24 protein-coding genes and 1 pseudogene are annotated in these 24,689 nt (G+C 71.9%); 15 read left to right on the top strand and 10 right to left on the bottom strand.

Annotation, left to right across the window (positions count from 1 at the left end):
- Positions 1–2 precede the first annotated feature (2 nt).
- Positions 3–1,592 carry an oleate hydratase gene (locus ABEB06_RS38165; protein ID WP_345701547.1) on the top strand — a complete coding sequence of 530 codons (1,590 nt, stop codon included), beginning with the start codon at positions 3–5 and terminating at the stop codon, positions 1,590–1,592.
- A 94-nt stretch (positions 1,593–1,686) separates the two neighbouring features.
- Entirely contained in the window at positions 1,687–1,926 is a 240-nt protein-coding gene (locus tag ABEB06_RS38160) for a universal stress protein (protein ID WP_425559746.1), read from the top strand.
- 177 nt (positions 1,927–2,103) lie between these two features.
- Here the strand turns inward: ABEB06_RS38160 and ABEB06_RS38155 are convergent, their stop codons facing one another.
- The 6 genes from ABEB06_RS38155 to ABEB06_RS38130 form a co-directional block, all read right to left on the bottom strand.
- Positions 2,104–2,988 (bottom strand): IS5 family transposase, encoded by an 885-nt coding sequence (locus tag ABEB06_RS38155; RefSeq protein WP_345701546.1) that lies wholly within the window; start codon positions 2,986–2,988, stop codon positions 2,104–2,106.
- Between the two features lie 352 nt (positions 2,989–3,340).
- Complete coding sequence (locus ABEB06_RS38150; RefSeq protein ID WP_345701545.1) at positions 3,341–4,126, bottom strand: ribosome hibernation promotion factor; 786 nt, start codon at positions 4,124–4,126, stop codon at positions 3,341–3,343.
- 23 nt (positions 4,127–4,149) lie between these two features.
- Entirely contained in the window at positions 4,150–5,145 is a 996-nt protein-coding gene (locus tag ABEB06_RS38145; RefSeq protein ID WP_345701544.1) for a carbamate kinase, read from the bottom strand.
- A gap of 2 nt (positions 5,146–5,147) precedes the next feature.
- Entirely contained in the window at positions 5,148–6,152 is a 1,005-nt protein-coding gene (gene argF, locus ABEB06_RS38140; protein ID WP_345701543.1) for an ornithine carbamoyltransferase, read from the bottom strand.
- A gap of 30 nt (positions 6,153–6,182) precedes the next feature.
- Positions 6,183–7,406: an arginine deiminase gene (locus ABEB06_RS38135; protein ID WP_345701542.1), complete on the bottom strand. Its 1,224-nt coding sequence runs from the start codon at positions 7,404–7,406 to the stop codon at positions 6,183–6,185.
- A gap of 22 nt (positions 7,407–7,428) precedes the next feature.
- Positions 7,429–8,835 (bottom strand): amino acid permease, encoded by a 1,407-nt coding sequence (locus ABEB06_RS38130; protein ID WP_425559835.1) that lies wholly within the window; start codon positions 8,833–8,835, stop codon positions 7,429–7,431.
- A 516-nt stretch (positions 8,836–9,351) separates the two neighbouring features.
- Here ABEB06_RS38130 and ABEB06_RS38125 point away from each other — a divergent pair.
- Both ABEB06_RS38125 and ABEB06_RS38120 read left to right on the top strand, forming a co-directional pair.
- Positions 9,352–10,002 (top strand): Rv1733c family protein, encoded by a 651-nt coding sequence (locus tag ABEB06_RS38125; RefSeq protein ID WP_345701540.1) that lies wholly within the window; start codon positions 9,352–9,354, stop codon positions 10,000–10,002.
- Between the two features lie 385 nt (positions 10,003–10,387).
- On the top strand, positions 10,388–11,092 hold the full coding sequence (locus ABEB06_RS38120) for a response regulator (protein ID WP_345701539.1): 705 nt from the start codon (positions 10,388–10,390) through the stop codon (positions 11,090–11,092).
- Between the two features lie 353 nt (positions 11,093–11,445).
- Here ABEB06_RS38120 and ABEB06_RS38115 read toward each other — a convergent pair whose 3' ends face one another.
- Positions 11,446–13,158 carry a GAF domain-containing sensor histidine kinase gene (locus ABEB06_RS38115; RefSeq protein ID WP_345701538.1) on the bottom strand — a complete coding sequence of 571 codons (1,713 nt, stop codon included), beginning with the start codon at positions 13,156–13,158 and terminating at the stop codon, positions 11,446–11,448.
- Between the two features lie 585 nt (positions 13,159–13,743).
- On the opposite strand from ABEB06_RS38115, the gene adhP reads away from it, so the two are divergent.
- The 8 genes and pseudogenes from adhP to ABEB06_RS38075 all read left to right on the top strand — a co-directional run bounded on the left by adhP (position 13,744) and on the right by ABEB06_RS38075 (position 19,994).
- Positions 13,744–14,760, top strand: a complete 1,017-nt coding sequence (gene adhP, locus ABEB06_RS38110) for an alcohol dehydrogenase AdhP (RefSeq protein WP_345701537.1) — start codon at positions 13,744–13,746, stop codon at positions 14,758–14,760.
- Between the two features lie 43 nt (positions 14,761–14,803).
- On the top strand, positions 14,804–15,277 hold the full coding sequence (locus tag ABEB06_RS38105) for a universal stress protein (RefSeq protein WP_345701535.1): 474 nt from the start codon (positions 14,804–14,806) through the stop codon (positions 15,275–15,277).
- A gap of 397 nt (positions 15,278–15,674) precedes the next feature.
- Positions 15,675–15,894: pseudogene (locus ABEB06_RS38100) on the top strand (HU family DNA-binding protein); the annotation flags it as partial.
- A 328-nt stretch (positions 15,895–16,222) separates the two neighbouring features.
- Entirely contained in the window at positions 16,223–16,894 is a 672-nt protein-coding gene (locus ABEB06_RS38095) for a WXG100-like domain-containing protein (protein ID WP_345701534.1), read from the top strand.
- A gap of 2 nt (positions 16,895–16,896) precedes the next feature.
- A complete protein-coding gene (locus tag ABEB06_RS38090; protein WP_345701533.1) occupies positions 16,897–17,688 on the top strand; it encodes a hypothetical protein in 792 nt (263 codons plus the stop codon).
- On the top strand, positions 17,685–18,230 hold the full coding sequence (locus ABEB06_RS38085) for a TetR family transcriptional regulator C-terminal domain-containing protein (RefSeq protein ID WP_345701532.1): 546 nt from the start codon (positions 17,685–17,687) through the stop codon (positions 18,228–18,230). Before ABEB06_RS38090 ends, ABEB06_RS38085 begins: the two co-directional genes overlap by 4 nt.
- A 43-nt stretch (positions 18,231–18,273) precedes the next feature.
- Positions 18,274–18,813, top strand: coding sequence for an SUKH-4 family immunity protein (locus ABEB06_RS38080; RefSeq protein ID WP_345701531.1), 540 nt, complete (start codon positions 18,274–18,276; stop codon positions 18,811–18,813).
- A gap of 263 nt (positions 18,814–19,076) precedes the next feature.
- A complete protein-coding gene (locus ABEB06_RS38075) occupies positions 19,077–19,994 on the top strand; it encodes an SDR family oxidoreductase (protein ID WP_345701530.1) in 918 nt (305 codons plus the stop codon).
- Between the two features lie 118 nt (positions 19,995–20,112).
- On the opposite strand, the gene sigJ is transcribed toward ABEB06_RS38075, so the two are convergent.
- Positions 20,113–20,970 (bottom strand): RNA polymerase sigma factor SigJ, encoded by an 858-nt coding sequence (gene sigJ / locus ABEB06_RS38070; RefSeq protein ID WP_345702113.1) that lies wholly within the window; start codon positions 20,968–20,970, stop codon positions 20,113–20,115.
- A 194-nt stretch (positions 20,971–21,164) separates the two neighbouring features.
- Between sigJ and ABEB06_RS38065 the strand changes: the two genes are divergently transcribed.
- A complete protein-coding gene (locus ABEB06_RS38065; RefSeq protein WP_345701529.1) occupies positions 21,165–21,569 on the top strand; it encodes a hypothetical protein in 405 nt (134 codons plus the stop codon).
- A 7-nt stretch (positions 21,570–21,576) separates the two neighbouring features.
- On the opposite strand, the gene ABEB06_RS38060 is transcribed toward ABEB06_RS38065, so the two are convergent.
- Entirely contained in the window at positions 21,577–22,260 is a 684-nt protein-coding gene (locus tag ABEB06_RS38060) for an NADPH-dependent FMN reductase (protein ID WP_345701528.1), read from the bottom strand.
- Between the two features lie 185 nt (positions 22,261–22,445).
- Positions 22,446–22,943 (bottom strand): peptidylprolyl isomerase, encoded by a 498-nt coding sequence (locus tag ABEB06_RS38055; RefSeq protein ID WP_345701527.1) that lies wholly within the window; start codon positions 22,941–22,943, stop codon positions 22,446–22,448.
- A 101-nt stretch (positions 22,944–23,044) separates the two neighbouring features.
- On the opposite strand from ABEB06_RS38055, the gene ABEB06_RS39465 reads away from it, so the two are divergent.
- Positions 23,045–23,716, top strand: coding sequence for an alpha/beta fold hydrolase (locus ABEB06_RS39465; protein WP_425559834.1), 672 nt, complete (start codon positions 23,045–23,047; stop codon positions 23,714–23,716).
- 40 nt (positions 23,717–23,756) lie between these two features.
- Positions 23,757–24,689, top strand: coding sequence for a poly-gamma-glutamate hydrolase family protein (locus ABEB06_RS38045; protein WP_345701525.1), 933 nt, complete (start codon positions 23,757–23,759; stop codon positions 24,687–24,689).

Below are 24,689 nucleotides of genomic sequence, written 5' to 3'. Positions count from 1 at the left end.
ACATGATCAACAGTGGGCGTCAGGCGAAGGCGTACATGGTCGGCGGCGGGATCGCCGCCCTGGCCGCCGCGGCGTTCCTGATCCGGGACGGCGAGGTCCCCGGCGAGAACATCCACATCCTGGAGCAGCTCCCGCTCGCGGGGGGCTCGCTCGACGGCCAAGGCTCGCCGGAGGCGGCCTACGTGACCCGCGGCGGGCGGATGCTGGAGGACGAGGCCTACACCTGCCTGTGGAACCTGCTGGAGACGATCCCCACGCTGGACGACCCGGAGGTCTCTGTCCGCCAAGAGATCACCGACTTCAACGTGGCGTGGCCGACCGACGCCAGGGCCCGGCTGATCGACCGCGACCACCACATCGTCGACGCCGCCCGCCTCGGCCTCGACGCCCATGACCGGCTCGAGCTGACCCGGCTGCTGGTCATGCCCGAGTCGGTGATCGGAGCACGCCGGATCGACGAGCTCTTCTCCGAGCACTTCTTCTCCACCAACTTCTGGGCTATGTGGCGAACCACCTTCGCCTTCCAGAACTGGCACAGCGCCATCGAGCTCAAGCGCTACCTGCTGCGCTTCCTCCAGGAGTTCCCGCGCATCCACACCCTCGCCGGTGTGCGCCGTACCCGCCTCAACCAGTACGACTCCATCGTCCGGCCGCTCACCGCCTGGCTGCTGGAGCACGGGGTGCGCTTCGAGCACGGCGTCACCGTCACCGACGTCGACTTCGTCGAGCAGCAGGGCATCCGCCGCGCCAGGCGTCTGCACCTCGACCGCGAGGGGCGACACGAGGAGGTCGAACTCGCCGATCTGGACCTGGCGTTCATCACGCTCGGCTCGATGACCGCAGACGCCGCCTACGGAGACGACCACACCGCACCCGAGGTCATCCGCGACAAGCGCGACGGGAGCTGGACGCTCTGGGAGACCCTCGCGCGCAAGGCGCCCGACTTCGGCCGGCCCGCCGTGTTCAACGGCAGCATCCCCGAAGCGGCCTGGGAGTCGTTCACCCTCACCATGCGCAGCCCCGCGTTGCTGAAGCGGATCGAGGAGTTCAGCGGCAACGCGCCGGGCACGGGCGCACTGATGACGTTCAAGGACTCGCCCTGGCTGATGTCGATCGTCGTCCCCCGTCCACCGCACTTCGACGGCCAGCCGGACGACGTCTTCACCCTGTGGGGCTACGGCCTGTTCATCGACGTCCCCGGCGAGCACACCGGCAAGACCATGGCCGAGTGCACCGGGCGGGAGATCCTCACCGAACTCCTGGGTCAGCTCGGCTTCGAGGACCTGACCGACGACGTCCTCGCCACCACGACCGTCACCACCGTGATGATGCCCTACATCACCAGCCAGTTCGCGCCGCGCACCGTGCACGACCGCCCGCGCGTGATCCCGCACGGCGCCCGCAACTTCGCCCTCCTCGGCCAGTACGTCGAGATCCCCGAGGACGTCGTCTTCACCGTCGAATACTCCGTGCGCGGCGCCATGCACGCCGTCTACCAATTGTTCGGCCTCGACCTGCCCGTCCCGCCGGTCCACCATGCCCTGACCGAACCCGCCACGGTCCTGCGCGCACTGCGAACCGCCTTCGCCTGAACGCCGGGGGTCGAGCGGACGCCCGGTAGGGGACCTCCGGGCCGCCTGCGGGGGCGCCGGCCAGCCGGCCGAGGTCCGTGCCCTGACCGCGCGCATGCTCTCCGACGCCAGGCGAGCGGTGGAGGACACCCACCCCGGTCTGGAGATCCGCGCCGGGCTTGTCGGGGGCGGCGCGCCGGTCGACGTGCTGGTCGACGCCTGCGCCGACGCGGACCTTGTCGTGGTGGGCCGCCGACGCCGCCCGCACCACCACCCCGGCATGCGGCTCGGGCCGGTCGCCCACGCCGTGCTCCATCACGCGCCGGCCCCGGTCGCCGTCGTCCCGCACGCCTGACCCACCCGCCGCATCGAGGGCGGTGGACCCCGGCACGCCCGGCGTCCACCGCCCTCTTCACGTGCCGAGCCACGGGCTGCGCTTCCGGACAAGTGTGCTGTGCGACATCCTGCGAGTTCTCCTGAGCCCCCACGCCTGGTAGCGGCACGCCTCAGAAAGTGTTGGGTAATCGGATGATCACTCGTTCTTGAGGTCGTCGGCGAGGCGGCGGGCCGCTTCGGTCTCGATGGGACCGTGCGGTTCGATCTCCTCGCCGGCGAGGCGGGCGGCCATGAGCCGGATCATCGCGACCTTGATCATCGCTTCGGCGTGCGCGGTCTTGCGCTCGTAGTCCCGTGCCAACCGTCTGCACCGTCCCAGCCAGGAGAATGTCCGCTCGACCACCCACCTGCGGGGCAGTACCTGGAACCCTTTCACATCGGCGTTGCGCGGCACCGCAACGATCTCCAGCCCTTCGTGCTCGGCCGCCCAGCCGACCAGTCCCGCGTCGACCACGTTCACGTATCCGCCGTCCACCCAGACCAGCCCGACCTGCGGAAACGAGCTCCGGATCCCGGCGAGGACCAGCTTCGCGCCTGCCCGGTCCTGCACCGAGGCCGAGTGCACCACCGCCCGCAGCACCAGTCCGCAGGTGTCCACCAGCAGGTGCCGCTTGCGGCCCCGCACGCGCTTGCCCGCGTCGTAGCCGACCGCCTGCCCGCCCTGGTGGCTGCGGGCGGACTGCGAGTCCAGCACCGCCGCCGAGGGCTGCGGATCCCGCCCGTCCGCCACCCGCACCCGCTCGCGCAGCGTGTCGTGGACCCGGTTCCAGGTGCCGTCCGCAGTCCAGGCCCGGAACCACCGGTAGGCCGCGTCCCACGGGGCCAGATCGTGCGGCACCAACCGCCAGGCGCAACCGCTGACCAGCACATACAGCACCGTGTCCACGACCAGCCGGCGCGGGAACTTCAGCGGCCGACCCGCCCTGCGCGGATCCCGCACCGGCAGCAGCGGCTCGATCGCCGCCCACTGGGCATCCGTCAACGACGAGGAATAGGAAGGCTTGCACGCACAGACACACATGGCGGTGATCTTCACGGACACCGTGGCCGCAAAGATCACCGCCAGGGCATCACGCCAAGCAGTTGATCAATTACCCAACACTTTCTCAGGCAGGCCGGCGAAGGCGTGAACAGCGTGGCAGTCAGCGACAACAAGTTCGCGCATAGTCACCGAGCTCTTCATCACGAGCCGATCCTGCCAGGCCGGCATCGTCATGGGCCCCCGTACGATCAACGTGGCGCTCCGTGGAACGAGGCCACAACGGGCGACCGGACAGCACAACGGCGGGAGCCGGGGACGGCCCCTCACCGTCCCCGGCTCCCGCCTTGCGTGCCCGGTCGAACCCCTACAGCCGCCAGGCCGGCCCGCGCCCCTACAGCACGGGAGTGATGAGGCCGTAGTGACCGTCGTAGCGGTGGTACAGCACGTTGCCGCGGCTGGTGGCGGCGTCGGTGAAGAAGACGAACGGCAGGCCGCTCAGGTCCAGGCGTGCGACCGCGTCGTCGACGGTGAGCCGCGGTGCGCCGAGCGTGCTCAGCGGCAACCCCGGCACCGGGTCGACCTGCGGGCCCGCGGTGGCCAGCCGGTAGCCGTCGTCGGCCGGGTCGCGGTGGACCACGCTGTCACAGCCGCTCGCCGCGTCGGTGAACAGGTGGAAGTCGTAGTCCATGGCCTCCAGTTCGAGCACCGCCTCCCAGGCCGTCTGCTGCGCCAGGCTGTAGGACTTGTGCCGCACGATCCGCCGCTCCTGCGCATGGCGGGCGTGGCGCTGCGGGCGGTGTTCGTGCCGAGCGCCGCCCAGCGGGCCGACCGGTGCGGTCGCGTGGCGGCGGGGGTGGTCCCGGTGGCCGCGGACACGGGCGATCCGGGCGGTCAGGCGGTCCTGGAGCAGGTCGACGGCCTCCTGCATGGTGGCTGCGGCCACGTGGGCCCGCACCGGCCTGCCGTTCAGATCGACGACGGCTTGGGCGAGCGAGGGCTTGGCCACCGCGTGGTTGGCCTCCTGGATGAGCTTCACCCGGGCGGCGAGGACCGGCTCGTCCAGCCGTTCCAGTACGGCGAGCATCTTCGTCCGGGCGTAGTCGGGCGCGGCCAGGGTGACCTCTCCGCGGGTCTCCACCAGGACGTCGGTGGCGGGCCCGGTCTGCAGGCGGTTCATCGCAGTTCCCTTCCTCGTGGGGTTCAGGCTGTCGCGTGCGGTACGGCCGGGCAGTGAGTCGAAGGTCCCGCCGGCATGGCCGAAGGTCCCCGGTCCAGCGGTGCAGGCAGCGCGCGGACGGTGGTGCCGGTGGTGCCCAGGAGCGCGCCGAGGGCGTCGTCCAGCGGGCCGATCACGGCGACCTGGCCGGTCCGCTCGGCGAAGCCTGCGGCGGCTTCCGCCTTGGGGCGCATCGAACCGGCGGGCAGGTCCAGCTCGTGCAGCCGGCCGGGGGTGACGGTGGTGAGCGGACCGGGGTGGGCGGCACCGAAGTGGGTGAACACGTGGGTGACGTCGGTGAGGATCAACAGTGCGTCGGCATCGAGCTGTTCGGCGAGCAGGGCGGCGGTGCGGTCCTTGTCGACCACGGCCTCGACGCCGCGCACCTGGCCGGTGTCGGGGTTGCGGGTGACGGGGATGCCGCCGCCTCCGGCGGCGATCACCACTGAGCCACTCGCCAGCAGGGCTCGGATGGCGGGGAGTTCGGTGATCGCCTTCGGCAAGGGCGAGGGGACCGTGCGACGCAGGTGGTCGCCGTCGTGGGCGGTTGTCCAGCTGCGGTCGAGCTCCATCGTCCTGGCCCGGTGGTCGGTGAGTTGGCCGCCGATGAACTTGTCGGGGTGTTTGAAGGCGGGGTCGTGCGGGTCCACCTCGGTGTGGGTGACCAGGGCGGTGACGGTGCGGCCTGGCAGGCGGCCGGCGAGTTCCCGGGCGAGCAGGGTGCCGATCATGCCCTGGGTCTGCGCACCGAGGACATCCAGCGGGTAGGGGGCGGTCAGGTCCGGGTCGCTCTCGCTCTCGGCGGCGAGCAGGCCGACCTGCGGGCCGTTGCCGTGGGTGACGACCAACTCGTGCCCAGCGAGAACGAGCTCTGCCAGCGACCGGGCCGCGTCGTGGACGCGGTGCTGCTGGACTGCGGCGTCGGGGTGTTCGCCCCGCTGGAGCAGGGCGTTTCCGCCGAGTGCGGCGACGATGCGCATGGTCAGTTCCTCCCGAGGGTGGCGACGAGGATCGCCTTGATGGTGTGCATGCGGTTCTCGGCCTGGGTGAAGACCAGGGAGGCGGGGGACTCGAAGACCTCGTCGGTGACCTCCAGGCCCTCCAACCCGTGTTCGGTGGCGAGCTCGGTGCCGAGGTCGGTGCGACGGTCGTGCAGGGCCGGCAGGCAGTGCAGGAAAGCGGTGTCCGGGTTTCCGGTGGCCGCCACGGTCCGGGCGTTGATCTGGTACGGGAGCAGCAGGTCGATGCGCTCCTTCCACCGGTCGTGGTCCTCGCCCATCGAGACCCAGACGTCGGTGTAGAGGTAGTCCGCTCCGCGCACGGCCTCCTCGACCTGGTCGGTGAGGGTGAACCGGGCTCCGCTCTCCTGGCCGAGCAGCAGGCACTCGGAGACCAGCAGCGGGTCGGGCCACAGCTCGCGGGGGGCGGCGATCCGCACGTCCATGCCGAGCAGGCTGCCCATCACCATCAGGGAGTGGGCGGTGTTGTTGCGGGCGTCGCCGAGGTAGCAGAAGGAGATCTCCTCCAGCGGCTTGCCGCTGTGCTCGCGCATCGTGAACACGTCGCACAGGCTCTGGGTGGGGTGGCACTCGTCCGTCAGGCCGTTGTAGACCGGCACCCCCGCGTGGGCGGCGAGTTCGGTGACGGTCTCCTGGGCGAAGCCGCGGTACTCGATGCCGTCGTACATCCGCCCCAGCACCCGGGCGGTGTCGGCCACGGACTCCTTGTGGCCGATGTGCGAGCTGTCCGGGCCGAGGTAGGTGGTGGTGGCGCCCTGGTCGGCGGCGGCCACCTCGAAGGCACAGCGGGTGCGGGTGGAGTTCTTCTCGAAGATCAGGGCCAGGCGGCGGCCCGTCAGGTGCGCTGCTTCGGTTCCGGCGTGCTTGGCGGCCTTGAGTTCGGCGGCGAGGTCGAGCAGGTAGTGGATCTCGTCGGCGGTGAAGTCGAGTTCGCGCAGGTAGTGGCGACCCCGGAGGGTGGTGGTCATGACGGTCTGCTCCTTGGATGACGCTCGATGTCAGGTGGCTGGGTCGCGCTGGATCGGGCAGCTCATGCAGCGCGGGCCCCCGCGGCCGCGGCCGAGCTCGGAGCCGGCGATGGTGACGATCTCGATGCCTTGCCTGCGCAGGTAGGTGTTGGTGGTGGTGTTGCGCTCGTAGCCGACGACGACGCCGGGTTCGAGAGCGAGGAAGTTGCTGCCGTCGTCCCACTGCTCGCGTTCGGCGGCGCGGTCGTCCTGCTCGGCGGAGAGGAAGCGGACCTTGTCCAGGCCGAGCGCCTCGGCCAGGGAGGCGGCGAGGTCGGTGTCCGGGGTGACGTCGAATCCGGCGGTCCGTTCGGGGCTGGGGGTGAGGGTCCAGGAGCGCAGCCGGTCGGCCAGGCCCGGGTAGAGCGCGAAGGCGTCGCGGTCGATCATCGTCATGACGGTGTCCAGGTGCATGAACGCCCGGCTCTCCGGGAGGCGCACCGCGATCAGCCGGTGCGCGGTGCCGGTCAGGAACAGCTGCTGGGCGAGGGCTTCGACGGCCTGGGCGGTGGTGCGCTCGCCCATGCCGACCATCACCACGCCCGGGGCGATCACGTGGACGTCGCCGCCCTCCAGGCTCAGGCCCGGGGCCGTGGCGGTGCCGTCCAACAGCGGCGGAGCGGTTTCGGCGAACAGCGGGTGGAAGCGGTAGATCGCGGCCGTGTGCAGCGTCTCCCGGCGGCGCGCGGCCTTCGCCATCGGGTTGAGGCTGTAACGCCCTCCGATCCAGCAGGAGTTGTCGCGCGGGAACAGGTGGTTGGGCAGCGGCGGCAGGGCGAAGTCCTGGTCTTCGAGGGTGTGCCAGGCCAGGCTGTGCGGGCTGCGCAGCGGCAGATCGGTCTTGAGAACGCCGCCGATCAGGTATTCGGCCAGTGTCGTGCCGTCGAGCTGCCGGCAGAGCTCATGGACCGGCTCCACCAGGGCCGGTCCGACGGTCGCGGGGGTGACGACCTGGCCCAGCAGCCAGGCCCGGGCCGGCGCCAGGTCGAGCGTCTCGGCGAGCAGGTCGGCGTAGTGGTGGACGTGTACGCGGTGGTCGCGCAGCACCTGGGCGAAGGCGTCGTGCTCCTCACGGGCGCGCTTGGCCCACAGGATGTCGTCGAAGAGCAGCTCGTCGACGTTGCGCGGGGTCAGCCGGGACAGTTCCAGTCCCGGGCGGTGCAGGATCACCTGGCGCAGGCGTCCCGCCTCGGAATCGACACGCAGGGTGGACATGGGTGGGTGCTCCTCGGCGGGTTCAGTGCTGGTGACGCGTGGCCAGTGCGCGGCGCATGATGGTCGGCAGGCCCACCGGGCGGCCGGTGCGGGCCGCCTTCGGCAGTGGCACAGCGGCGGGGACCGCAGGCTCGACCTCGGTGGGCCCCGCCAGGGCGGTGGTCCGCGCCGCGGTGCTCGGGCGCTTGAGCCAGATGTAGACGGGGATGCCGAGCAGGATGGCGAACAGGCCGTAGTAGACGGTCTGGTAGCCGCTGCCCTGGATCGACCAGTACGAGAAGACCAGGGCGAGCAGCGCGACGGCGACGTCGCGGACGAAGCGCCGCCGCTCCAGCTCCCGGCGGCCGCGCACCACCAGCCAGTACAGCTGCGCCGCCGCCGAGACCAGGTACGGGATCACCGCGGTGAGTACGCTCAGCAGCACGATCTCGGTGAACACCCTGGTGAAGCGGGTGTAGCTGACGACGGTCAGCACCGAGGCCAGGACCGTGGCCGAGACGATGCCGAAGGCCGGTACCTCGCCGCGCCCACGGGTGCCGGTGAAGGCGGCCGGGAAGAGCCCGTCGCGGGCTGCTGCCATCGGCATCTCGGCGCAGATCAGGGTCCAGCCGTTGAGTGCGCCGAGACCCGAGATGATCGCGGCGGCGGCGACCAGGTTGCCGGCCCAGTGGCCGCCGGCGATGTTGTTCACCGCGTCGGTGAACGGCGCGTTGGAAGAGCCCAGTTGGGCGTGCGGGACGGTGCCGAAGACCGCCAGGGTGCCGAGCAGGTAGATCGCGGCGCAGGCCAGCGTCCCGTACACGGTCGCCCGCGGCACGTTCCGCTTCGGTTCCCTGACCCGGCCGGCGGCCACCGAGGCGGTCTCCAGGCCGATGTAGCTGAACAGCGCGATCGCACCCGCCGCCGACACCGCACCCAGCGCCGAGGTACCGCTCGCGTTGAACGCGCCGAAGTTCCCGGACTTCACGAACAGCAGACCGGCCGTCGCCATGAACGCCAGCGGCACGAACTTCAGGACCGTGGTGACGACTTGGAACGCGCCGATGTTCCGCATCCCAGTCAGGTTCACGATCGCCGGCAGCCACAGACCGGCCAGCGCGATCGCGATCGACCCCCCGGTGTGGTGCCCCTTGTCGACGAAGACCTCGACGTAGCCGACCCAGGCGACCGCGATGGCCGCGTTCCCGGCCCAGGCGGTGATCCAGTACGACCAGGCGGTCAGGAACCCGGCGAACTCACCGAACGCCCCACGGGCGTAGACGTACGGCCCACCGCTCCCGGGTACCCGCTCCGACAGCCGCCCGAAGACCATCGCCAGCGCCAGCGCGCCGATCGTCACCAGCACGAATGCCACCAGCGCGATCGGCCCGTACGGCGCGAGCGCGGAGGGCAGCGCGAACACCCCGGTGCCGATGACGCTGCCGACCACCAGCGCAGTCGCGGCCGGCAGGCCGAAGCCGTTTCCCGCTGCTCGCGGCTCGTCAGCTGCACTGCTCCGCTGTGGTCTTCCGCGGTCGTGTGCGGACATCGGTTGCTCCTTTGCGGTGTACTCCGGGCAGACGGACACCGGTGCGTCCGTCGCTCACGGGGACGATCCTGGGGCCGCGGCCAGTGGCCGCCCCAGGGGCCATCGGGCCCTGTTGCCGCCGCCACCGGTCCCCTCCCCGCGTCCCACTGGTCCCGCGGTCCCCACCTGTCCGGGATCCGGTGCTGCCAGGGACCACTGACCCACTCGTCGGCCCCGTCGGTCCCTGGGCCCGGTCGGATCGCCACCGGCAGAGTTCTCCAGGCACGGGCCACGAGCCGGTGGCCACCCCTCGGGGGTGCGACTCGGTCCCGTCGCCCACGCCGTACTGCACCACGCCACGGCCCCGGTCGCGGTGGTCCCGCACAGCTGAGCCCGCCCCCGTCCGTTCCCAACCGCTCACCGAAGGGCCGTCCGACCATGACCAACGTTCCCCACAGCCGTCCCGTCCGCCCGTGGCGTCGCGGACTGCGGCGGGCGCTCGGCGCCGAGCGCAATGAGCTGGCCCGACCCGAGGACCGGGCCCGCAGCCGGGCCGGGCTCCTCGCCACCATCGGTACCGGCCTGGCCCTCGTGCTCGGCGTCACCGTCGCCTGGAGCCATTTCGACTCCGCCGAGCACCGCGCGGCCGCCGCGTCGTCCCGCCTGCACCGCCTGGACGCGCTCCTGCTCACCGCCACCAGCACGACTGCCGACCGGACCACCGCCGTGGCCGCCCGGTACCAGGCCGCGGCCACCTGGACCTACCCCGCCGGACAGCAGCGAACGGGCACGGTCAACCTCAGCCACCGAGCCCGGGCCGGCTCCACGGTCGACGTGTGGGCCGACGACACCGGCCGCCTGACCGCCGCCCCACCCAGCACCGCCGACCTCTTCTCCAGGGCCGTCATCGTCGGCCTTCTCGCCATCGGCCTCCTCTTCGTCCTCATCGCCAGTGGCCTGGTACTGCGCCTGCGATCGCTGGACCACCGAGCCGACACCGCCTGGCAGCGCGCCTGGGCCGAGCTGGAACCCGTGTGGACCGGACGCGCCGCCCGACAGCCCGGCACCGACGGCCCTCGCAGCAGCTGAAAGCGGCGTATCTCCGCCCCCCGCACCCGCTCCACCCCTGCCTCGGGCCCCGGAGGAAGGACTGCTCGACCATGACGCCGCAGCCCCTCGCCGACGAACTCGGGCAGGCACTCATCACCGCGGCGAGCGCAGGGCCCTCCCCCCACAACTGCCGGCCGTGGCGATTCCATTTCGACCGCGCCACCCGCAGCATCAACGTCCATGCCGCAGTCGCACGGCGCGACCCGCGCCGCGGCTCCCTCGGCTGGTTCCGTCCGCCCATGAGCCAGAGAAGGGACAATGGGGCCGTCCGGCCCTGTCGCACGAGCCGGATCGGGCGTCAGGCTGCCCGACGGTTCCACTCGCCCCGCTCCGGTGGCGGGTCCAGACAGGTACGGAGAAGTTGATGGCGGACAGCACGGCGGACCGGGCAAGCGGCTCCGACGCGGTGAAGGTGTTCCTGCTCGACGACCACGAGGTGGTCCGCCGGGGTGTGCACGACCTGTTGGACGCCGAACCCGACCTGACCGTCATCGGCGAGGCCGCAACGGTCGAACAGGCACTCGCGCGGGTCCCGGCGCTCCGTCCCGACGTGGCGATCCTCGACATGCGACTGCCGGACGGCGACGGCGTGACCGTCTGCCGCGAGCTGCGCTCGCGCATGCCCGAGCTGGCCTGCCTCATCCTCACCTCCTTCGACGACGAGGAAGCACTGCTCGACTCGATCATGGCCGGCGCCTCGGGATACGTGCTGAAGCAGATCAGTGGCACGGACCTGGTCTCCGCGGTGCGCACGGTCGCCGCCGGCCAGTCCATGCTCGACCCCGGCGCCGCCACCCGTCTGATGGCCCGCCTTCGCGGCGACAGCGCCCCGCAGGCCTCCGACCTCCCGCAGCTCACGGACCGCGAGCGGGAGGTCCTCGCGCTGATCGGTGAGGGCCTGACCAACCGCCAGATCGGCCAGCGCCTCTACCTCGCCGAGAAGACCGTCAAGAACCACATCTCCCGGCTGCTGGCCAAGCTCGGCGTGGAGCGCCGTGTCCAAGCCGCCGTCCTCGCCACCCAGGCCCTGGCCGCCCACGACCAGGCGTCCGGCCGACGCGTCCACTGACACCTGCCACCTGCGGTCGGGCCACCCGGCCACCGGCCGGGGGACCAGCGGCCCCTCCCTCACGTGTCGGTCCGGGACGACCATCGATGCCATGACACCTGACACCGCGCCGCTCGAGGAGCGGCCCTGTCCGCGCCTGCCGGCCGGAGCACCGGTCGGGCGCGTCGTCCACACCGTCGGCGCCCTGCCGACTGTCCTGCCGACCCGTTACCGGCTCGACAACGACGGCAGCGTGCTGCTGCGGGCCACCACCGGTCCGGATCCACCCCGAGTGGGTGACCGGCCGCCTCCTGCCCACCGCCCTTGCCCCGCGGACCTGACAGCGCCGCGCACCCTCCACACCCCCGCCACGATCACCCCTCCAGGGGCACCGCCCAGACGAGCCGAGCCCCGCCCTCCGGCGGACTGGACACCTCCAGCGCGCCGCCCAGGCTCTCAGCGCGCTCGGCCAGGTTGCGCAGCCCGCTGCGCCGCCCCTGCTCCGGGATGCCGACGCCGTCGTCCTGCACGGTCAGCAGCACCCGGGCACCGGTGGCCCGCAGCGCGACCTCGACCCGGCCGGCCTTCGCGTGCCGGGCCGCGTTGCTCAGCGCCTCGCCCAGCACCGCCACCACGTGATCGGCCACCTGCCCCGGAACGTCCGTGTCGAGCAGGCCCTCCATGCTCAGCCGAGGCGCGAAGCCCAGCGCAGCCTGCGCCTCCTCGACCACCCGTACCACCCGCGACCGCAGCCCCTGAGCCACGGAGTCCTCTCGCACCCGCAGTCCGAAGATCGTCGAACGGATGATCTTGATCGTCTCGTCCAGATCCCCGACCGCCCGCAACACCCGGTCCGAGGCACCCGGGTGCTCGATGAACCGGGCCGCGCTCTGCAATGTCATACCGGTCGCGAACAGCCTCTGGATGGCCAGGTCGTGCAGGTCGCGGGCGATCCGGTCGCGGTCCTCCAGCATGGCCAGTTGCTCGGCGTCCCGGCGCCGGTCCGCCAGCTCCAGTGCCAGAGCGGCCTGATCGGCGAAGCCGAGCAGCGGGCCGATCTCGCGCTCGGTGAAGGCCCGCTCCCCGGTCGGCCGGGCCAGCAGCAGCACCCCTTCGACCTGTCCGTCCGCCCGGCCGAGCGGCACGGCCACCGCCGGCCCCTGGCCGGAGAACCGGCGCGGCCCGCCGGTCAGCCGGGGGTCCTGCGCCAGGTCCAGGGTCGTCACCGGGGACCCGAGGCTGAACGCCTCCCCCGAGAGCGTGCCGGTCAGCGGGAGGTGGATCCCCGACCGGGCGGACGGGTCGCCGCCCAGGGCCAGTTCGACGCGCAGCCCGTCGCCGTCGTCCTCGCGCACGGACAGGTCTACCAGTTCGGCACCGGTGATCTCCAGCGTTCGCCGCGCGATCAGCTCCATCACCTCGCCGCGGGTGGCCCCCGACAGCAGGCCCCGGGTGATCTCCGCGCTCGCGCTCAGCCACCGCTGCTGCCTCTGCGCCTCCTCGAACAGCCGCGCATTGTCGATCGCCACCCCGGCCGCCACCGCCAACGTCGCGATCACCGACTCGTCGTCGGCGTCGAACTGCTCCCCGTTGCGCTTGTCGGTCAGGTAGAGGTTGCCGAAGACCTCCTCCCGCACCCGCACCGGCACCCCGAGGAAAGTCCGCATCACCGGGTGGTGCGCCGGGCAGCCGTACGAAGCCGGATGCGCGGACAGGTCCTCCAGCCGCAACGCCTCGGGATGGCGGATCAGCTCGCCGAGGATGCCCTTGCCGGTCGGGTAGGGCCCGATCTGGGCGATCTCATCCTCGCCCAGGCCCACGGTGAGGAACTGCGAGAGCGATTCGCCGTCCGGACCGATCACCCCCAGCGCCGCATACCGGGCGTCGACCAGCGCTGCGGCCGCCTCCACGATCCGCCGCAGCACCTGCGTCAGATCCAGCTCCCGGCCCACCGACAGCACCGCCTCCAGCAGGCTGTGCACCCGGTCCCGGGTACCGCGAGCGGCGTCGATCCTGGCCTGCAACTCCTCCAGCAGCTCGTCCAACCGCAGCTGCGGAATCCGCGACCGCACCTCGTCCCCGCTCACGCGAGCCTCCTCGTCCCCGGCCACCGACCGGCCGATTCTCGCAGACGCCCGTGTGAACGGGACAGTGGCCGCCCCACGCCCCCTTCGAGGCGACCGGCGAATGACCGCAGGTCACACACGCACTCACGGCGATCGGCACCGGCGGTCGACGAGCAACGCCCGGCCACCCGCCCGGGCCCGTCCGTCTCGACCCCGGCCCCCTGCTCGACATCGAGACCGGCGCCCAGTACCTCACCACCGTCCAGCCCCCCCCCCAACCGCCACCCTCGCCCTCTCCACCGACGGACTCCTCGAAACCCCCGGCACCGACCCGCACCCGGGCTGCCCCAGCGGAGGGAGAGAGCGGCCGGCGTCGGGCCGGAAGGCTCGAACCGCCCGACAGCGGCAACACCGGCGCGTGATCACCCGTCGAACCCCCGCCGGTGTACCCGGGACCATCAGCCCCGCGGTCGGGACCCGTCGGCCCCAGCGGCCGCCGGCTGCCGGGAGGTGTGATGAAGACGTTGCGCATCCGGCAGGCTTCCGGGCCTGCCGAACCGCACGAACATGACGCAACCGTTGCCGTCTCGCAGAGCAGGAGTACCGATGAAGGCCGCTGTCGTCCACGACTTCACCGCACCGCTCACCGTCGAGGACCGTCCGGTCCCGGCACCCGCACCGCACCAGGTGCTGGTGCGGGTCGAGGCCTCGGGACTGTGCCACACCGACATCCACGCCGCCCGCGGCGACTGGCCGGTCAAACCCGGCCTGCCCTTCGTCCCGGGCCACGAGGGCGTCGGCATCGTCGAGGCGGCCGGCGACCTGGTGCGGAACGTGCGCATCGGGCAACGGGTCGCCATCGCCTGGCTGGCCGAGGCCTGCGGGCACTGTGACCACTGCGTCTCCGGCTGGGAGACGCTCTGCACGGAGCAGCGCAACAGCGGCTATTCGGTGGACGGCGCCTACGCGCAGTACGCCCTTGCGCACGGCGACTACGTCGTGCCCGTCCCCGACGGGATCGACCCGCTGGACGCCGCGCCGCTGACCTGCGCCGGGGTCACCACCTACAAGGCGCTCAAGGTCTCCGGCGCCCGCCCGGGAACCCGCGTGCTCGTCTCCGGCATCGGCGGTCTCGGCCACCTCGCCCTCCAGTACGCCCGGGTCTTCGGCGCAGAGACCGTCGCCGTCGACGTCACGGACGACAAGCTGGCCCTCGCCCGCGAACTCGGCGCCGACCACGTCATCGACGCCCGGGTCCAGGACGTCGCGGCGGAAGTGCAGGAGCTCGGCGGCGCGGACGCCGCGATCGCCCTCGCCGTCAGCAACGACTCCTTCCGCGCCGCCTACGGGGCGCTGCGCCGCGGCGGCACGCTCGTTCTCGTCGCCCTGCCGGCCGACGGAACGCTCCAGTTGCCGGTCTTCGACACGGTGCTCAACGGCACCAAGGTGGTCGGCTCCATCGTCGGTACCCGCCAGGACCTCGCGGAGGTGTTCGCGCTGCACGCCCTCGGCCGCACCCGGGTGATTCGCGAGACGCGCGGCCTGGACGACGTGAACGCGTGCATGGCCGAGGTCCTGGACGGCAAGGTCGCCGCCCGCCTCGTGTTCGACCTTCGCGGCTGACTCGCGCCGTGACCACCACAACGACGGACAGGATGGGATCGAGATGAACGAGACGACGGCGCAGCGGCGGATCGTGGTCGGGGTCGACGGATCGGCTTCGTCCCGCGCCGCCCTGCGGTGGGCGATCCGGCAGGCCTCCCTGACCGGTGCCACCGTGGAATCCGTGATCACCTGGGAGTACCCGGCCGTCTACGGCTGGGGCATGACCATGGTCGACACGGAGGTCGCCGCCTACGCGGGCAAGGCCCTGGCTGAGGCGGTGGCCCAGGAGGCCGGCCCGGACTGCCCGGTCCCCGTGCGTGAACGGGTGGAGTGCGGCAACGCCGCCCAGATCCTGCTCACGGCAGCCGAGGGCGCGGAACTCCTGGTCCTGGGCAATCGGGGGCACGGCGGTTTCGCGGGGGCGCTGCTCGGCTCGGTCGGACAGCACTGCGTCCAGCACTCCCCCTGCCCGGTCGTCATCGTCCGGGACACCGACCACGTCCAGGAGGCCGACCGGCCGACCGCCCACCGGTGAACCCGTCGGGCGCCGCCCCGCCGCAGACTCGGCGGCGGGGCGCACCCGGCGCCGGTGTCGGTACCTGCCGGTACGCTGCACAGGCCCTGAGAAAGCACTGGAAGGCCGTCCCCTCAGCATCTTGAGGAGGCGGCCTTGGGGCGTTGTCGGCCCCCGGCCGCCGCGCACCATGCCGGCGGCCGGGGACCAGCCGCTCCCGCAGGTCCCGCACGCGCACCCGGCACCCGGGCCACCGCCATGATCCCGGGCGGCCCCGTGGCGCAACCGCGGGTCGCCGGCCAAGTCACCGCGGGCCAGCCCGCCGGCCCCGTGCGCAGGCGAAATGGCGGGGGCCGACCGACCGTGAGGACGAGAACAGTCCAAATCGTCATCAAATACCTGTCAGGGAGCCCGCGTCATGAACAAGGGCCGGCTCGTCGAAGCAGTCGCAGGCCAGCTCGGCAGTCGGACCGCGGCGGAGGACGCCGTCGACGCCGTCCTCGACGCGATGGTGCGCGCCGTCGTCGCCGGCGAACGCGTCCAGGTCACCGGCTTCGGCACCCTCGAGCCCGTCCAGCGCACCGCCCGCAACCCGCAACCCGCAGACCGGCGGACGCATCCGGGTGAAGAAGACCACCACCGGCAGGACCCCGGCGGAGAAGGCAGCGACTGGGAAGCAAGCAGTGGTATCCGCTCAGGCACAGATCCACCGCGCTGCCGGCCCTACGGACCGTCAGGTTCCCGCCGCGCTTCAGCCGGATTCCCTACACGGTGACCAGGTTGATGTGGTAGATGCTGCCGAGCAGTGGCACGAGTGCTGGAACGACGCAGGTGATACCGTGCGTGAGGCGCTGTCATGGGAACGGTCAGCGCACACACAGTGAGTGACCCGGGGCGGGAACCGCGCTGACGGAGGCGACCGTCCGGGTCAGGTGACGGGGCCACTGGCAAAGGGGGACGATCCGCGTGGGCGTGGTGCTGCCGGATGAACTGGCCTGGGTGCTCGACCTGATTGGCGTTCACTGGCCGAACGTGGACGAGGACGAGTTCCGGGAGATGGCGGACTCGCTGAGGAGCTTCGCCGAGGAGATCGACAACGGTCGGGCCGACTCGCTGGTCGCCGTCCAGCGCATGATCTCCGAGAACGTCGGCCCCGCGACTGATGCGTTCGCGGCCCATTGGGAGAAGGTGTCCGGCAAGCACCTCCACAACCTGGCCGAAGGCGGCCGGTTGTTGGCGACGGCTCTGGACGGCGCCGCGGTCCTCATCGCCGGTGCGAAGGTCGCCGCGGTCGTCCAACTCGGCATCATGGCCGCCGAGGTGATCGCCGCACAGGCGGCCGCGCCCTTCACCTTCGGCCTGTCGGAGGTAGGGGCACTGGGTGCTACGCAGGCGACGCGACTGATCGTGAAGCGGCTCCTCAAGGAAGCCGAGCAGGCGATCGTGTCCGAGCTCATGGCCGTGGCGAAGGCGCCCATCATCGACGCGTTGTCGAACATGGCGGGCGATCTCGCCATCCAGGTGGCCGGCAACGCGCTCGGCGTGCAGAAGGGCTACGACATGCAGTCGGTGGCCGACGCCGGCCTTGACGGCGCCAAGAACTCACAGCTGGGGTCGGCACTGACTGGGGGTAAGTGAGCGTGGCGGACATTCAGCACAACCCCGACGAGGTCTCGCGCCTGGCGAATCAGATCGGCGCGCACGCCGACCACCTCGAGACCACCGCCGGCGCACACACGCGCAACACCCGCCGGCGGATGGCTGCCACTCGAGGCCGCGACCCGTTGGCCAACGCCGTGGTGCACAGCTCCGAGGAGATCCTCAACGTCGTCAAGCAGGCCGAGCGCCAGCTGCGCAAGCACCTGCGGGACGTTCAGAAGGGCCTGCACCAGACGAATCAGAACCACCAGCAGAACGACAAGACGCTGGCGGACATGGTCCGCCGCATCCATGAGCGCTCCGAGGCGCAGGACAAGGCGCGGCAGGGCTGGACCGATCGCGTCAAGGCGCCGGACAACAGTCTCAAGCCGAAGACGGTGCCGGTGCAGTGGAAGCCGGGCATGCCCAAGTCGCAGTTCGCGCGGAAGGCGCAGCAGCTGCACTCGCTGGGGCGGCGCGGCCAGATGTACAAGGCCACGAACCCGGTCTCGCGCGACACCAACATCACGGACGACTACAAGGGTGCGCTGATCCGCATCATCAACAACAACCACAAGGGCAATCCCAACCTGGCCGATGCGGCCAGCGCGGCCGCCCGCTCCATGCACCCTGACCACATCCAGGAACTCCAAGTGGGCGGCCGCGACCACTGGGAAAACCTTAGGATGTTGCACGGCAAAACCAATACCGACATCGGCAATCACCAGATCTGGCCTAAAATCAGAGACTTGCCCGACGGAACACCGATCAAGATCAAGGTTAAATGGAAATGACCGGCGCTGACATCTCGCGGCTCGTCGCGACGCTTCGTGACGCGCTCGAGGAGCACCGGCGGCCGTACGAGCTGTGGACGCCCGAGATCCCGGCGGGATGCGAGCTGCAGGCAGTGGGGGACGGCGTTCCGCCCGGTGTTGCCGGCCTGCTGACGATCAGCGACGGGCTGTATCTCACCCACTCGACCCGGCTGTTCAGCAGTGGCGATCTCCCGGACGAGCAGGTGTCCGAGAACCTCGTGGGTGCCCGGCTGCCGGACGGGAGCCGGCTCACCGACGCGGCGCCCTTCTTCTGCTTCGGCCAGGCGGTCGGCAACCCGCTGCTGGTGGACGGGCGAGACGGCAGCGTTTGGCGCGTCCCGGACGACGGCGTCGTCTGGTACACCGGCTGCCGGCTCGAGCGCATCGCCGGCACTGTCGACGAGTTCGTCACCGACTGGGTTGTCGGAGACCGGTTCCCGGACCTGGCCGGTCTGAGCCCGGACGTCGCAGCAGACAGCGATTGGTACCGTCTACTCAAGCTGAGCGGCCTCGCGTCCTGACGTCGACCGCAGACTCATCCCGTCCAGCCGAACAAGGAGCACCGTGGCTACGCACGCTGAACTGACCGAGCTCTTCGGAGCCGAAGGCGTCATTACCCTTCCCCGCGGCGAGGCAGCCGCAGGCGGCGTGCCGGATGCAGATGCTCAGGTCCTGGCCGAGGTCGGCCTGCCGGCGGAGCTCGACGTCATCTTCAGCCTCGCCGCGCCCGGTGCTCATGAGGCTTTCACGCTCGTACCGATCGACACCGGCGAAGGCATCGTCAAGGTGCTCTGCCTCGGCGGCCCGACCGGCAGCCCCGACATGCGGTACTGCCTCGACCTGGAGGACGGCTACGTCATCCTGCTGACGCTGGGAGAGCAGCCGGCCGCGGAGATCGTCAACACCACCCTGGCCGACTTCATCGAGTTCCTGTACCGGTTCGGACTGCGGTTCCAGCACATCGCCGCGGTCGACGACCGGCAGGCCGACGAGTACACCGAGCAGCTCCGAAAGTACCTGGAGGCCCGCGACCCCCAGGCGTTCGCCGAAGACGACAACTGGTGGAGCATGGTCTTCGACCGGCTGCTCGGCAAGGAACTCTGAGCACGATCGACGGGGGTCCTCCGCCCCGCCGGCGGACACCGGGCGCACAGGGCTGCGCGGCAGTAGACGGCAGACGGCAGACGGCAGGGCCTCGAACTCGGCGAGCCGGACTGGGTCATCGCTTCGGCGGCCGATCGGCCGGGACACCACCACCGCCGTCAGCCGCCGGTAGAAGTCGTTGCGGCCCATGGCCCGGGGATTGTCACTGGCGTGCGCGATGCTGGGGGATTCGGCTGCGGCAGGGACCGACGGAGGGTGCGAGGATGACGACGGCAGGGCTCGAGGGCAGGGTGGCGCTGGTCGCGGGGGCGACCCGGGGCGCCGGGCGGGGCATCGCGGTGGAGCTGGGCGCGGCGGGGGCGACGGTGTACGTGACCGGCCGCTCCACCGTCGGGCGGCGCTCGGAGTACGACCGGCCGGAGACCATCGAGGAGACCGCGGAGCTGGTCACCGCCGCCGGCGGGAAGGGCGTGGCACTGCCCGCCGACCACCTGGACCCGGCGCAGGTCCGGGCGGTGGTGGAGCGGATCGACGCCGAGCAGGGCCGCCTGGACGTGCTGGTGAACGACATCTGGGGCGGCGAGAAGCTGTTCGGCTGGGACGTCCCGGTGTGGGAGCACGACCTCGACGACGGTCTGCGGCTGCTCCGGCTGGCGGTCGACACCCACGCGATCACCAGCCACTTCGCGCTGCCGCTGCTGTTGCGCCGCCCGGGCGGCCTGGTGGTGGAGATGACCGACGGCACGGCGGAGTACAACGGCTCGCGGTACCGCAACTCCTTCTTCTACGACCTCGCCAAGACCGCGGTGCTGCGGATGGCGTTCTCGCTCGGCCACGAGCTGGGCCCGCGCGGTGCGACGGCGGTCGCGCTGACGCCCGGCTGGATGCGCTCCGAGCTGATGCTGGAGGCGTTCGGCGTGACCGAGGAGACCTGGCGGGAGGCGCTCGCCGACCAGCCGCACTTCGCGATCTCCGAGACGCCCCGGTACGTGGGCCGTGCGGTCGCCGCGCTGGCCGCCGACCCGGAGGTGGCGCGGTACAACGGCACCTCGCTGTCCAGCGGCGCCCTGGCCCGGGAGTACGGCTTCACCGATCTGGACGGCAGCCGGCCGGACGCCTGGCGGTACCTGGTGGAGGTCCAGGACAAGGGGCTGCCGGCCGATCCGACCGGCTACCGCTGACCGACCCCGGGCCGCCGCGCACGGGCCTGACCGCCGCGCACCGATCCCGGCCCGCCGCGTACGGTCCCGGCCGCCGCGCACCGATCCCGGCCCGCCGCGCACCGGTCCCGGCCGCCGGTCAGGGCCGGCCGGCGGCCTCGGGCGCGTTCCAGGCCCGCAGCTTCTCCGGGTTGCGCACCGCCCAGATCCGGGTGATCCGGCCGTCCTGGCCGAGGTCGAAGGCGGCGACGCTGACGGTGCTGCCGCCGTGCCGGGCGACCAGGCCGGGGCGGCCGTTGACGGTCCGTTCGAGCAGGGTGAGACCGGTGGCCCTGCTCGCGAAGTGCACCAGGTACTGGGCGATCAGCGCGGCGCCCTCGACGGGTCGCAGCGCGGCCGCGGCGACGCCGCCGCCGTCGGCGGTCATCGCGGCGGCCGGGTCGAGCAGCCCGACCAGGGCGGCGATGTCGCAGGCCTGCCACGCCTCCTTGAACTTGCGCACCACGCCGGCCTGTCGGGCGGTGGGCGCGGCGGGGGTCCGCACCGCGTGGACGCGGCGGCGGGCGGCGGTGGCGAGCTGCCGGCAGGCGGCGGGGGTGCGGCCGACGATCTCGGCGATCTCGGCGAAGGGGTAGGCGAAGACGTCGTGCAGGACGAACACCACCCGCTCGGCGGGGGGCATCGTCTCCAGGACCACGAGGAAGGCGAGGTCCACCGTCTCGTCCAGGGTGATCCGGTCCGCCGGGTCCACGGTGCCGGTGGCGCTCCCGCGGCCCCACTCCCCGTGGTCGGGCAGCGGCTCGGGGATCCACTCGCCGACGTAGCTCTCGCGCCTGGCCCGGGCCGAGCCGAGCTGGTCGAGGCAGATCCGGCCGACGACCCTGGTCAGCCACGCGGCGGGCACCTCGACGGCCACCCGCCCGTCGTCCGGCAGCGCGTACCAGCGGGCGTAGGTCTCCTGGACGGCGTCCTCGGCCTCGGCGAGCGAACCGAGCATCCGGTACGCGACGTTGATCAGCCGCCGCCGTTCCCCGACCACCGCCGCACTGCCCGCTTCCACCTCGGAGGCCCCCCTCGCGTCCGCGCTTCGCTGTGACACCGGTCACCCCGCCTCACATTCCGCGGGGCTGCGTCGTCGGTCTTCCGAGACAGTACCGATCGACCGCCCACGGCAGAAGAGGTGTCGTCACCATGGCCTCCCCGACCTCCGTCCGCACCGTCCCCGCAGCCCGCCGCGACCCGGCCTTCGTCCGGGTCTCGGTGGCCCTCCAGACCCTGGCGGTCTTCTTCCAGGCGTCCACCGCCGGGCTGCTGCTGGTCTCCCACCACGGCGAGGTGCTGCACGGTGCCGGCGCCCGTGTGATGTACGGCGCTTCGATGCTGTACGTGCTCGCCGCCGTCCTCGCCTGGCGCCCGGGCCGCGGCCCGGCCCGGCCGATCGGGTACGCCCTCGGGTTCCTCGCGCTGGCCTCCGTGCAGGTGGTGCTGGGCGTCGCGCACCGGCCCGCGCTGCACGTCCCGCTGGGCGTCCTGATGTTCGGCCTGAGCGTGCTGGACCTGGCGCGGGCGCTGTACGCGGGCCGGCGGGAGGGGTGACGGCCGTTCAGGCCTCCACCGTCTCCTCGGTGCGGTCGAAGGCCGGGTCGGGCCGCTCGCCGAGGTACTCGACCCAGGCCTTCTTGACGCACGGGTAGTGCTTGGCGGCCTCGACCAGGTTGAGGAAGTTGACGAGGTTGTCGGTGAAGCGGGCGGCGAGCGTGGCGTCGGCGAGCCGTCCCCCGGCGGTGAAGGCCTGGTGGGCCTGGGCGAGCGAGAACATGTCGGGGTAGACGTGCGCGCCGAGGTGTTCCAGCGGCACCCGGAGCGCCCACAGGCCGCGGTTGCCGCCGGACATCGAGGGCGAGGCGGAGAGCAGCAGGGTGTGCCGGTTGTGGAAGGGCTGCGGGCGGATCCGCGAGGTCCAGTCGATCAGGTTCTTCAGCACGCCGGGCACCGAGGCGTTGTACTCGGGCGAGGCGATCACCAGCGCGTCGGTGGTCTCCAGCCGCTCCTTCAGGCGCAGCGCGCCGGCCGGCAGTCCGTCCCGGTGCTCGCGGTCGCCGTCGTAGCCGGGGACCTCGAGTTCGCGGACGTCGGCGAGGTCGGCGGTGCTGCCCCGCTCCCGGACGGCGTCGGCGGCGAGCGCGGCGAGCCGGGCGTTGAGCGAGCCCTCCCGGGCCGAGCCGCTGATCACCAGGACCCGCAGGTTCTCGGGGGTGGAGGACGGGCGGGGGCGGTCCTGCTCCATGCGGCGGGCTCCTCGGGCTCCGGATGGTCCCGCCTGCTCCGTGGCCGGCGGCGGTGCTGCCAGCATGCCGCAGCGCCGGCCGACCGCCGGGGATCCCGCGCCGGGCACGGCGCGCCGTCCCCAGGAACAGGTGCGGCCGGGCCGCTGGGCGGCCCGGCCGTCACATCCAGGAGGATGTCAGGGCGTCACTCGGCGACGACGCCGGAGTCGGCGATGACGATCTTCGCCGAGGTGCGGCCGCTCTGCGAGCCAAGGCCCTCGATGGTCTTGACGACGTCCATGCCCTCGACGACCTCGCCGAAGACGACGTGCTTGCCGTCGAGCCAGTTGGTCACGATGGTGGTGATGAAGAACTGCGAGCCGTTGGTGTTGCGGCCGGCGTTGGCCATCGACAGCAGGCCCGCGCGGGTGTGCTTCAGCTGGAAGTTCTCGTCCTCGAACTTCTCGCCGTAGATGCTCTTGCCGCCGGTGCCGTCGCCGCGGGTGAAGTCACCGCCCTGCAGCATGAACTCGGGGATGACCCGGTGGAAGCCGGAGCCCTTGTAGCCGAAGCCGTGCTCGCCGGTGGCCAGCTCGCGGAAGTTGCGCGCGGTCTTCGGGACCACGTCGTCGTAGAGCTTGAAGACGATCCGACCGGCCGGCTCGTCGTTGATGGTGATGTCGAAAAACACATTGGAAGCCATACGAGGATCATGTCACGCCCGCGCACGCTGCGTTGCCATCCCCACCCCCACCGGGCCGAACATGGCATATGGTCATTTCACACGTCACATGATGGCTCGATCTGCGGGGGGAACAGCATGGGGTCCAGCACGACGGGCCCGCCCCGAAGCAGCCCTGGTCGCACACGGACGACCTGCTCACCGTCCTGGACGCACTGGACGTCGAATGCCCGGTCCTGGTCGGGTCCTCGGACGGCGGCCGCAAGGCCCTCGACTTCGCCCTCGCCCACCCCGACCGGGTCGCCGGACTGGTCCTGGCCGGGTGCGCCCTCCTGCTCCCCGACCCCGACACCGGGGAGCAGGCCGCGTTCGACGCCCTGCGCGCCGCCCTCGCGCCGCGCACCGCCGCCGTCGAACGCGGCGACACCGACGCCGCCGTCCGCCACGACCTCGACGTCTGGGCACCGCGCGCCGCACCCGCCCACCGCGCCCTGCTGGAACGGCTGTACGCCGACTCGCTCGGCTTCCTCACCGGCTGGGACGTCGAGCCCCTGCCCGCCGCCGAGCCCGGCATCGAACACCTCGACCGGATCACCGCGCCCGCCCTGGTCCTGATCGGCGGCCACGACACCGCCTTCACCCACCGCTGCGCCGACCGCCTCACCCGCGGCCTCCCCGACGCCCGGCGGATCGACCTCCCCGACGCCGACCACTTCCCCAACCTCTCGGCCCCGGACGACTTCCACCGGGCCGTCACCGCCTTCGCGGCGGGCACGGTGTTCGCGGGCGGCTGAACGGCCGGCGGGGCGTCCGGACGGGGCGAGAATGTCGATCATGAACATACCCTCACGCCGTACCGTGCTGACCGCGTTCGCCGCCGCGGCGGCCACCGTGCCGTTCGCCGGCGATCTCGGCGGGCGCGGCACCACCGCGGCCGCCGCCGGCGTTCCCACCCCGGCCTGCGCCGGCACCGACGCCTTCTGCACCAACACCGGCCTGTACCGCAACACCCTGTACACCGAGGGCGACCACTGGGCCCGCCGCTACCACCGGAGCGGCGGGGTCGCCCAGCCGGGCGCCCTCAGCACCTTCCCGGCCACCGCCGTGATCGCGCCGCACGGCGGCTGCATCGAGCCGGGCACCAGCGAGCTCTGCCTGGCCGTCGCCGGCTACCGGCCGGAGGACGCGACGGCCGTCGCGGGCACGCCGCAGTACGACTACTGGATGTTCGAGGCCCTCCGCACCGGCTTCCACGACGCCCTGCACATCACCTCCACCCACTGCGACGACCCGGCCGCCCTCGCGATCGTCGGCGGCAGCGCCTACGCCGTCTCCCTCCACGGCCGCAGCGACCTGCCGCCGAGCAAGGGCCCGGCCAAGCAGGTCCTGATCGGCGGGGCGGACACGGTGTTCATGCAACGCGTCCACGACACGCTGGTGCAGTACCGGAACGCCGTCGGCCTCACCGAGGCCGACGTCGCCCTGAACATCGGAACCGCGGGCGTCGACGAGGACGTCAACGGCAACGAGCCGGACAACATCTGCAACCGCACCTACACCCGCGGCGGCGTCCAGCTGGAGATGACCACCAGCATGCGCAGCGCGATGTTCGGCGACTTCTCCAGCATCACCGGCCGCCGCCGCAGCTACGGCAAGGCCAAGGACGGCGCCGCCGACGCCACCACCGCGCGCTACTGGAACTTCTTCGTCAACGGCCTCCGCGAGGCGATCGCCGCCAACGAGCGCGGGGCCGTCATCCCGCTCTGA

The sequence above is a fragment of the Kitasatospora terrestris genome, assembly GCF_039542905.1.
In the GTDB taxonomy this organism is placed as follows: Bacteria; Actinomycetota; Actinomycetes; order Streptomycetales; family Streptomycetaceae; genus Kitasatospora; species Kitasatospora terrestris.
The sequence above is the reverse complement of the archived record's forward strand: the minus strand, read 5'-3'. Positions and strand labels throughout refer to the sequence as shown.